This is a genomic window from Microbacterium paulum, from assembly GCF_015707995.1.
Lineage (GTDB): Bacteria > Actinomycetota > Actinomycetes > Actinomycetales > Microbacteriaceae > Microbacterium > Microbacterium paulum.
The window spans coordinates 48212-56266 of the sequence record NZ_JAAGRY010000013.1 but is presented as its reverse complement, the minus strand read 5'-3'; the positions used below and the strand labels follow the sequence as shown (position 1 = coordinate 56266).

Here is an 8055-nt window from a genome sequence, read left to right as displayed (position 1 = left end):
ACCAGGCGCGCGCCGCGAGCGTGTCGCAGGCACGCGGTGACGAGTTCGCCGGCGGCCCCGCGGCGGGCGACGAGGCGATCGAAGCGCACGTGCGCCGGCTGCTCGAGCGCCGCGCCAGCGGGCAGTAACCCGCCCGGGCTCACCCCACGAGCAGGCGCCCGCCCGCGATGACGACCTCGCGCGGGGGAGTGCGCACGAGTGCATCCATCGCGTTCTCGGCGTCGACGAGCACCAGGTCGGCGCGGGCGCCCACTTCGAGGCGCCCCTCCGGCAGCCCCGCGAACGGCGCGGCGGCTCCCGTCGCGACCGCGACCACGCGGCGCAGATCGTGGTCGCGCACGATGCCCGACGCCCGCGCGTACTGCCATGCGATGCCGAGCTCGTCACGCCGGGCGCGCTCGTGCCGGATGCGGCCCTCCGTGCCGCCTTCGCCGCCGTACCCCTGCCAGGGAAGCCCCACCACGACTTGTCGACGTGCGCGTGCGCGTTGACGAGACCGGGCAGGGCGAGCCGCCCGCGCCCGTCGATCACGCCGCCGGCCGGGCGCTCCGCTGCGTCCTCATCTGCGTCCTCATCGATCGCGGAAGCGGGGTGGATGCCGGTGATCCGGCCGTCCGCGAGGTGCACGTCGACCAGGGTCGATTCGTCGGCGGCGGAGGTGCCGAGGCGTACGCGGCGGACGACGCGGGGGGAGGGAAGCGTGAGGTCATCCCTCCATGCTGCGGTGCGCGAGAGGCCGAAGAGGCGTGATAGCCTAGTTCTCGGTTCACGGGCCTATGGCGCAGTTGGTAGCGCGCCTCGTTCGCATCGAGGAGGTCAGGAGTTCGAATCTCCTTAGGTCCACCACCGCACCGCACAACGAAGAAACCCCCGCTCAGGCGGGGGTTTCTTCGTTGCTCCGAGGTCAGCTCGCGGCGGCCGCCTCGCGGGCGCGCAGGTCTTTGCGCAGGATCTTGCCCGACGTCGACTTGGGGATCTGGTCGACGAACTCGACGCGGCGCACCTTCTTGTAGGGAGCCACGTTCTCGGCGACGAACGCCTTCACTTCGTCTTCGGTCAGCCCCGAATCGGGAGCCGCGACGATGAACGCCTTGGGGATCTCCTCCCGCTCGTCGTCGAGCACGCCGATCACCGCGGCATCCATCACCTTCGGGTGCCCGAGCAGCAGCGCCTCGAGCTCGGCGGGGGCGATCTGGTAGCCGTGGTACTTGATGAGCTCCTTCACGCGCTCGACGATCGAGAAGTATCCGCCCTCGTGGTAGACGGCGACATCGCCCGTGTGCAGGTAGCCGTCGGCGTCGAGGGTCTCGGCCGTGGCATCCGGTTTGTTCAGGTAGCCGAGCATCACGTTCGGGCCCTTCACCCACAGCTCGCCCGGCCGGGTCTGCCCGCCCTCGACGATCTCGGTGATCTCTTCGCCGGTCTCGGTGTCGATGAGCTTGCACGTGATGTTCGGCAGGATCGTGCCCACCGAGCTCACCGGAATGTCGTCGCGGGTGTACGGCATGGCGTGCGAGACGGGGCTCAGTTCGCTCATGCCGTAGCCCTGCATCATGCGGGCACCCAGGCGCCGGGCGGCGAGCTCGCCGGTCTCGCCGTCGAGGGGCGCGGCCCCCGAGAAGATCGTGTGCACCGTCGAGATGTCGTACTGGTCGACGATCGGGTGCTTGGCGAGGGCGACGGCGATCGGCGGCGCGATGTAGAGGTACGTGCAGCCGAACCGCTGGATGTTCTCGAGGAACTGCACCAGGTCGAACCGCGGCATGGTCACGAGCGCGGCGCGCTGCTTGAGCGCGAGGTTCAGCAGCACCGTCATGCCGTAGATGTGGAAGAACGGCAGCACTGCGAGCACCCGGTCGGTGTTCCGCAGATCGATGTTGACGCGGCACTGCGCGACGTTCGCGACGAGATTGCGGTGGCTGAGCATGACGCCCTTGGGGATGCCCGTGGTGCCCGACGAGTACGGCAGCACGGCGACGTGCGTCGCCGGGTCGAAGCTCACCTCGGGGGCCGGGCGGCCCTCGGTCAGCAGCCCCCGCAGGTTCGGGTGCCCCGGCGCGGTCTCGTCGGTGCCGTCGAGCACGATGAGGTGGTCGTCGGCGATGCCGACCGCCTCGGCGGCGGCCTTCGCCTGCGGAAGCAGCGGGCTCACGGTGACGAACCAGGTGGCCGAGGCATCCGTCAGCTGCTTCTGGATTTCACCGGGCGTGTAGAGCGAGTTCAGCGTCGTGACGGTCGCCCCCGCGCGCAGGATGCCGTGGAACACCGTCGCGAACGCCGGAACATTCGGGCACAGCAGACCGACGACGGTGTCGGTGCCCACCCCGCGCGCGGCGAGGGCGCCGGCGAACGCGTCGATCTGCGCCTTGAGGGCGCCGTACGTCGTCTCCGCGCCCGTCGCGGGGTCGATCAACGCGACGCGGGCGGCGTCTTCGGCGGTCAGACCGCCGAACAGGTCGTCGTAGATGCTCGTCGCGGGGATCTCGACATCGGGGAACGGGCTGGTGAACACGGGTTGTCTCCTTCGACGACACGGTTCCGGCGGCGGTGCCGGGTTCCCCCATCCTCGCATCCCAGCGGACTCGGTTCCACTGTTGATGGAACCGAGTCCGCAGATCGCGCGGCACCTGCCGTGCGAGCCGTCTCAGACGCTGACGGCGGATGCCTCGCGAAGGCGCGACGCGGCGCGCTGCTCGGCCGCGTCGAGCGGCGTGATGCCCTGCGCCGCCGCATCGTCGAACAGGGACCGCACGGCGTCGCCGATGCCGGCGACGCGATCCATGATCTCGGTGCGGGTGCCCAGCTGCTTTGCCTCGAGGTCGAGGTAGACCACACCGCCGGCGTTCACGACGAAGTCGGGGGCGTACAGGATGCCGCGTGCCGCGAGCCGGTCGGCGCCCGACCGGTCGGCGAGCGGGTTGTTCGCCGGGCCGCAGACGGCGCGCGCCGCGAGGGCGTCGATGACCTCGTCGTCGAGCACGCCGCCGATGCCGGCGGGCACGAACAGATCCGCCGCAATCAGGTGCTCGGTGCCGGGCTCGGCCCACTCGGCGCCGAGATCGGCCGCGAGCGCGCGCTTGGCCGGGTTGACGTCGGTGACCGTCAGCCGGGCGCCCTCGGCGGCGAGGCGCACCGCGAGCCGCCCGCCGACCTGGCCGAGACCCGAGATCGTGATGCGGCGGCCGTCGACGTCGGGCGACCCGGTCACTCGATCGAGCGTCGCGCGCAGCGACTCGTAGACGCCGAGGCTCGTCGGCCCGGCCGGTTCGCCCGAGCCGCCCGCCGAATCGGGCAGACCCACCACGTGCGCCGTGCGCTCGCTGACGGTCAGCATGTCGTCGGTCGTCGAGCCGACGTCCTCCGCCGTGCGGTAGCGGCCGTCGAACCGCTCCACAGCGTCGCCCAGGTCGAGGAACGCGGCGCGGCGCCGGTCGGCGTCGAGCGTCACCCCGGGAGGCAGGCAGATCACCGATTTGCCACCCCCGGCATCCAGCCCCGCGGCGGCGTTCTTGAGGGTCATCGCAGCAGACAATCGCAGCGCGTCACCGACGGCGTCGCTCCAGTGCGGGTAGGTCCACAGGCGTGCGCCGCCGAGGGCGGACCCGAGGGCCGAGGAGTGCAGCGCGACGGTGATGACGAGGCCGCTGCGCGGGCCCGTGGTCACCTCCACGCGTTCGTGGGTGAAATCGGGCAGGGGCAGGGTGTGCGTCATCGCGTTCTCTTTCGGCTGGCCTTGTGGGCTGTGCTCGGTGAGCGCCGCGGCGTTGCGGCGTCGTCAGCCATTGTGCCACCCGGGCGGTGCGGCCCGGGGGTGGGCGGTCGGGTGGGGGGTGAGTTGCCGGGTTCGGTGCTCAGCTGGGGGTGCGGTGATGAAAACCTGCTGGCTGATGCAGGAGTGCGCTCGCGCCGCTCTCCGGCCCGTCATCGTGCCCACCCAGCAAGACTTCATCGCGTCCTCCCCAACCGCCCGATCTCCGAGAACGTCCACAGATCGGTCGATCGAGGCCCCACGGTGCCGCCCGCGGGTCTGAGATGAACGGCATGCCGAAGCCGATCGATCCCCGCCGACTGACCGACATCGCCGATGCGGGCCCGCACCCCGTGCGACGCGCCTCCGACCTGCGGCGGGACGGTCTGACCGCGCGTGAGATCTCCCGCGCGGTGGCCGGCGGCGTGCTCGTCGCGGTTCGCCGCGGCGCCTACCTGGCGGCCGGGGCGCCACCGGCCATCGTCCTCGCGTCGAGTTTCGGTGGACGGTCGGCGTGCGTCTCGGTGCTCGCCGCTCTCGGCGTTTTCGTGCTCGAGTCCCGCTCGGTGCACGTGCACTTCGAGCGCTCGGTCAGCAAGCGCCGGACCGAGAAGAAGGGGGCCGTGTGGCACTGGTCTCCGCTGCTCCGCAGTCCCCATCCCCGAGCGAGCGCGGTGTCGCTGATCGACGCGGTCGCCCAAGCGGCGGCCTGTCAGCCCCCACGAGCTGCGATCGCGACCCTCGACTCGGCGTTGCACAAGGGCGTCATCACCGTCGACGACCTCGATGAGATCTTCGCCCGAGTGCCGCCGAGGCGTCGTGTGCTGCGACGTCTCATCGACGGTCGCGCCGAATCAGGTCCGGAGTCGCTGATGCGCCTGATCGCGCTGTCGCTCGGCTTCACTGTCGAGCTGCAGGTGAAGATCGCCGGCGTCGGCCGTGTCGATCTCGTGCTCGACGGGTGGCTCGTCGTCGAGTGCGACAGCGAGGAGTTCCACCGCGGGTGGGTCTCGCAGAAGCGCGATCGCCGGCGCGATCTGCTGCTGGCCGCGAGGGGCTACGCGTCGCTTCGGCCCATCGCGGAAGACATCCTGTGGAACCCGGAGCTCGTCTCCGCCGCGCTGCGCGCATTGCGCCTCGCGCGAGTGGAGGGATTCGGGGCTCGCACGGCGTGACCGTGACGAAACCCTGCAGGTTGGGGCTTCTGACGGCTCGGCCGCGGCTGACACTCCACTTCTACATCAACGAGCAGGTTTTCGACACGCCTCACGGCCGAGACCCGCCACTAGGCTCGGGCCATGACCGAGAACCTTCCCGCCCGCAGCCGTCTGGTGCACGAGGCGCTGCGCGCGGCGGGCATCGCCGGCGAGATCGTCGTCTTGCCGGATGCCGCGTCGACGGCCGCTCTCGCAGCGTCAGCCCTCGGGGTCGAGGTCGGTGCTATCGCCAACAGCCTTGTGTTCTGGTCGGACGACGCACCACTGCTCGTGATGACGAGCGGCGCCCACCGCGTCGACACGACAGCCCTCGCCGAGCGGCTCGGCCGGGGCGCCATCCGGCGGGCGACGCCCGATCAGGTGCGCGAGGCCACCGGACAGGCGATCGGCGGCGTCGCGCCGACCGGCCATCCCGCTCCGCTCGTGACCATCGTCGACGAGGCGCTCGCCGCCTACCCGGAGATCTGGGCAGCCGGCGGCACTCCGCACACGGTCTTCCCGCTCACCTACGACGAACTCGTCCGCCTCACCGGCGGCACGGTGATGCGCGTCGACTGAGCCGCAGGCCCGCCCGTCACCCGATGCGCCGAGCGAGCTCGGCCGCGGCCGGAGCGACGGTCGCGGCGAAGGCGGCGGCAGCGCCGGGCTCGCCCTGCCACGTGACGGCGATCGCGGCGACCGGCCACCCCGCGTGGTCGCGCACGGCGACACCGACCGAGCGGAAGCCGAGCGTGACCTCGCTGTCTTCGGTCGCGAAGCCTTCGGCCCGCGTCGCGCGGAGGGTCTCGCGCAGGGCGCCGGGAGTCTGCGGTCCGCGCCCGGTGCGGTCGGCGAACGCGCCCGCGTCGGGGTAGAGCGCCCGCACCTGTTCCCGGGGGAGCGCGGCGAGCATCGCCCTCCCGGTGGCCGTCAGATGCGCGGGCAGTCGCACCCCGACATCCGAGACCAGCGCCGGGCGGCGCGGTGCGCGTTCCTCGACGATGTAGACGACGTCTCGACCGGTCATGACCGCGAGGTGCGCGCTCTCGCCGGTGCGGTCGGCGAGGGATGCCACGAGCGGGCGCCCCAGCCGCGCGAGCGGCTGCTGGCGGGCATAGCCCCCCGCCAGTTCGAATGCGGCGGTGCCGAGCCCCCAGCGCCGCTCCGCCGCGAGGTGCACGACGAAGCCGTGCGCCGCCATCGCGCTGAGCAGGTGGTACACCGACGAGCGCGGGATGCCCAGCTGATCGGCGACCGTCCGCGCCGCGACGGGCCCGCGCTGGCGCGCGAGAAAGGCGAGGATGCGCAGCGTCTGGTCGGCCGCGGGTACCTGCGGGGCGGCGGACGCGGTCGGCAGGGAAGGTGCGGGTGCGGCGGGCCCCGCAATATCGGTGGAAACCTGCGGAGCGGCAGGGGCACTCGTTGAGCCCGGCGCCTTCGGCGCGGCGCGCAGCACCGCACGGCCGCGGTCATCTCTGTCTGGGATCACAGACACAGCTTGCCACCAACGCCTGGCCTGCGCCCCTGGCCCGCGGTGGAATCGGAGCATGAGCCTCCCGACCACGCTGCCCGCCATCGACACGATCACCGTCGGCGCCCGCCCGCTGACGCCCGCAGAGGTCGTCGCCGTCGCCCGCAGTGGCGCCCGCGTCGAGATCGCCGCGGCGGCCCAGGCACGGGTCGCCGCCGCCCGCGAGCTGGTCGAGCGCCTCGCCGACGATCCCGAACCGCGCTACGGCATCTCGACCGGGTTCGGAGCGCTCGCCACGACCTTCATCGCCCCCGAGCGGCGGCGCCAGCTGCAGGCATCCCTCATCCGCTCGCACGCCGCGGGCACCGGCGCCGAGGTCGAGCGCGAGGTCATCCGCGCGCTCATGCTGCTGCGCCTGCAGACCCTCGCCACCGGGCACACGGGCGTCCGCCCCGTCGTCGTCGATACGTACACCGCCATGCTCAACGACGGCATCACGCCCATCGTCCGCGAATACGGGTCGCTCGGCTGCTCGGGCGACCTCGCGCCGCTCTCGCACGTCGCCCTCGCCGCGCTCGGCGAGGGGCAGGTGCGCACCGCCGAGGGCGAAGAGATGGATGCCTCCGACGCGCTCGCCGCCGCGGGTATCGCCCCGCTGGTGCTCGAAGAGAAGGAGGGGCTCGCCCTCATCAACGGCACCGACGGCATGCTCGGAATGCTGCTGCTCGCGATCCACGACCTCGGCGTGCTCCTCGACACGGCCGACGTCGCGGCGGCGCTGTCGGTCGAGAGCCAGCTCGGCACCGATGCGGTGTTCGCGGCAGACCTGATGGCGCTTCGCCCGCAGGTGGGGCAGGCCGACTCCGCGGCGCGGCTGCGCGACCTGCTCGCGGGATCGCAGATCGTGGCGAGCCACCGCGACCCCGCCGTCTGCACCCGCGTGCAGGATGCCTACTCGTTGCGCTGCTCGCCGCAGGTGCACGGCGCCGCGCGCGACACCGTCACCCACGCCGCGCTGATCGCGAGCCGCGAGCTGGCGTCAGCGGTCGACAACCCGGTCGTGACCTCGGACGGGCGGGTCGAATCGAACGGGAACTTCCACGGCGCGCCGGTCGCGTACGTGCTCGACTTTCTCGCGATCGCGGTAGCCGACGTGGCATCCATCTCGGAGCGGCGCACTGACCGCGCGCTCGATCGCACGCGCAGCAACGGGCTGCCGCCGTTCCTCGCCGACGAGGTCGGCGTCGATTCGGGGCTCATGATCGCGCAATATGCCGCGGCGGGCATCGTCTCGGAACTCAAGCGCCTCGCGGTGCCGGCCTCGGTCGATTCGATTCCGTCGTCGGCGATGCAGGAAGACCACGTCTCGATGGGGTGGGCCGCTGCGCGAAAGCTTCGGCGCGGCATCGACGGGCTCGCCCGTGTGCTCGCGATCGAGGTCGTGACCGGATGCCGCGCCCTCGACCTGCGCGCACCGCTTGCGCCCGCCCCCGCCACCGCGGCGGTGCGGGACCTCGTGCGGAGCGCCGGGGTCGCCGGGCCCGGGCCCGACCGCTTCGTGAGCCCCGACATCGAGACGACGACCGCCCTCGTGCTGTCGGGGCAGGTCGCCGCCGCCGCGGACGCCGCCGCCCGCTGAA

The 8055-nt window shown here is 72.2% G+C and carries 8 protein-coding genes and 1 tRNA gene; 5 read left to right on the top strand and 4 right to left on the bottom strand.

Features of this window, described 5'->3' with window-relative positions; genetic code table 11:
• Positions 1-139: 139 nt before the first annotated feature.
• On the bottom strand, positions 140-460 hold the full coding sequence (locus G3N18_RS05045; RefSeq protein ID WP_230403897.1) for an amidohydrolase family protein: 321 nt from the start codon (positions 458-460) through the stop codon (positions 140-142).
• A gap of 14 nt (positions 461-474) precedes the next feature.
• Between G3N18_RS05045 and G3N18_RS05040 the strand changes: the two genes are divergently transcribed.
• Both G3N18_RS05040 and G3N18_RS05035 read left to right on the top strand, forming a co-directional pair.
• Positions 475-750 (top strand): hypothetical protein, encoded by a 276-nt coding sequence (locus tag G3N18_RS05040; RefSeq protein ID WP_196383216.1) that lies wholly within the window; start codon positions 475-477, stop codon positions 748-750.
• A gap of 20 nt (positions 751-770) precedes the next feature.
• Positions 771-846 (top strand) — tRNA-Ala (locus G3N18_RS05035).
• Positions 847-904: 58 nt separating this feature from the next.
• Here G3N18_RS05035 and G3N18_RS05030 read toward each other — a convergent pair.
• A complete protein-coding gene (locus G3N18_RS05030) occupies positions 905-2512 on the bottom strand; it encodes an AMP-binding protein (RefSeq protein WP_338038281.1) in 1608 nt (535 codons plus the stop codon).
• Between the two features lie 132 nt (positions 2513-2644).
• A complete protein-coding gene (locus tag G3N18_RS05025; RefSeq protein WP_196383210.1) occupies positions 2645-3712 on the bottom strand; it encodes a Glu/Leu/Phe/Val dehydrogenase family protein in 1068 nt (355 codons plus the stop codon).
• 329 nt (positions 3713-4041) lie between these two features.
• On the opposite strand from G3N18_RS05025, the gene G3N18_RS05020 reads away from it, so the two are divergent.
• Together G3N18_RS05020 and G3N18_RS05015 are read left to right on the top strand one after the other, a co-directional pair.
• Positions 4042-4923, top strand: coding sequence for a hypothetical protein (locus G3N18_RS05020; RefSeq protein WP_230403893.1), 882 nt, complete (start codon positions 4042-4044; stop codon positions 4921-4923).
• 123 nt (positions 4924-5046) lie between these two features.
• Positions 5047-5523 (top strand): YbaK/EbsC family protein, encoded by a 477-nt coding sequence (locus G3N18_RS05015; protein WP_196383209.1) that lies wholly within the window; start codon positions 5047-5049, stop codon positions 5521-5523.
• 16 nt (positions 5524-5539) lie between these two features.
• Here G3N18_RS05015 and G3N18_RS05010 read toward each other — a convergent pair whose 3' ends face one another.
• The gene (locus G3N18_RS05010) at positions 5540-6331 is read right to left on the bottom strand and encodes an IclR family transcriptional regulator (RefSeq protein ID WP_420827080.1); all 792 of its coding nucleotides are present in this window, start codon (positions 6329-6331) and stop codon (positions 5540-5542) included.
• A gap of 160 nt (positions 6332-6491) precedes the next feature.
• Here G3N18_RS05010 and hutH point away from each other — a divergent pair, with 160 nt between their 5' ends.
• Complete coding sequence (gene hutH, locus G3N18_RS05005) at positions 6492-8054, top strand: histidine ammonia-lyase (RefSeq protein ID WP_196383208.1); 1563 nt, start codon at positions 6492-6494, stop codon at positions 8052-8054.
• Position 8055: the final 1 nt, after the last annotated feature.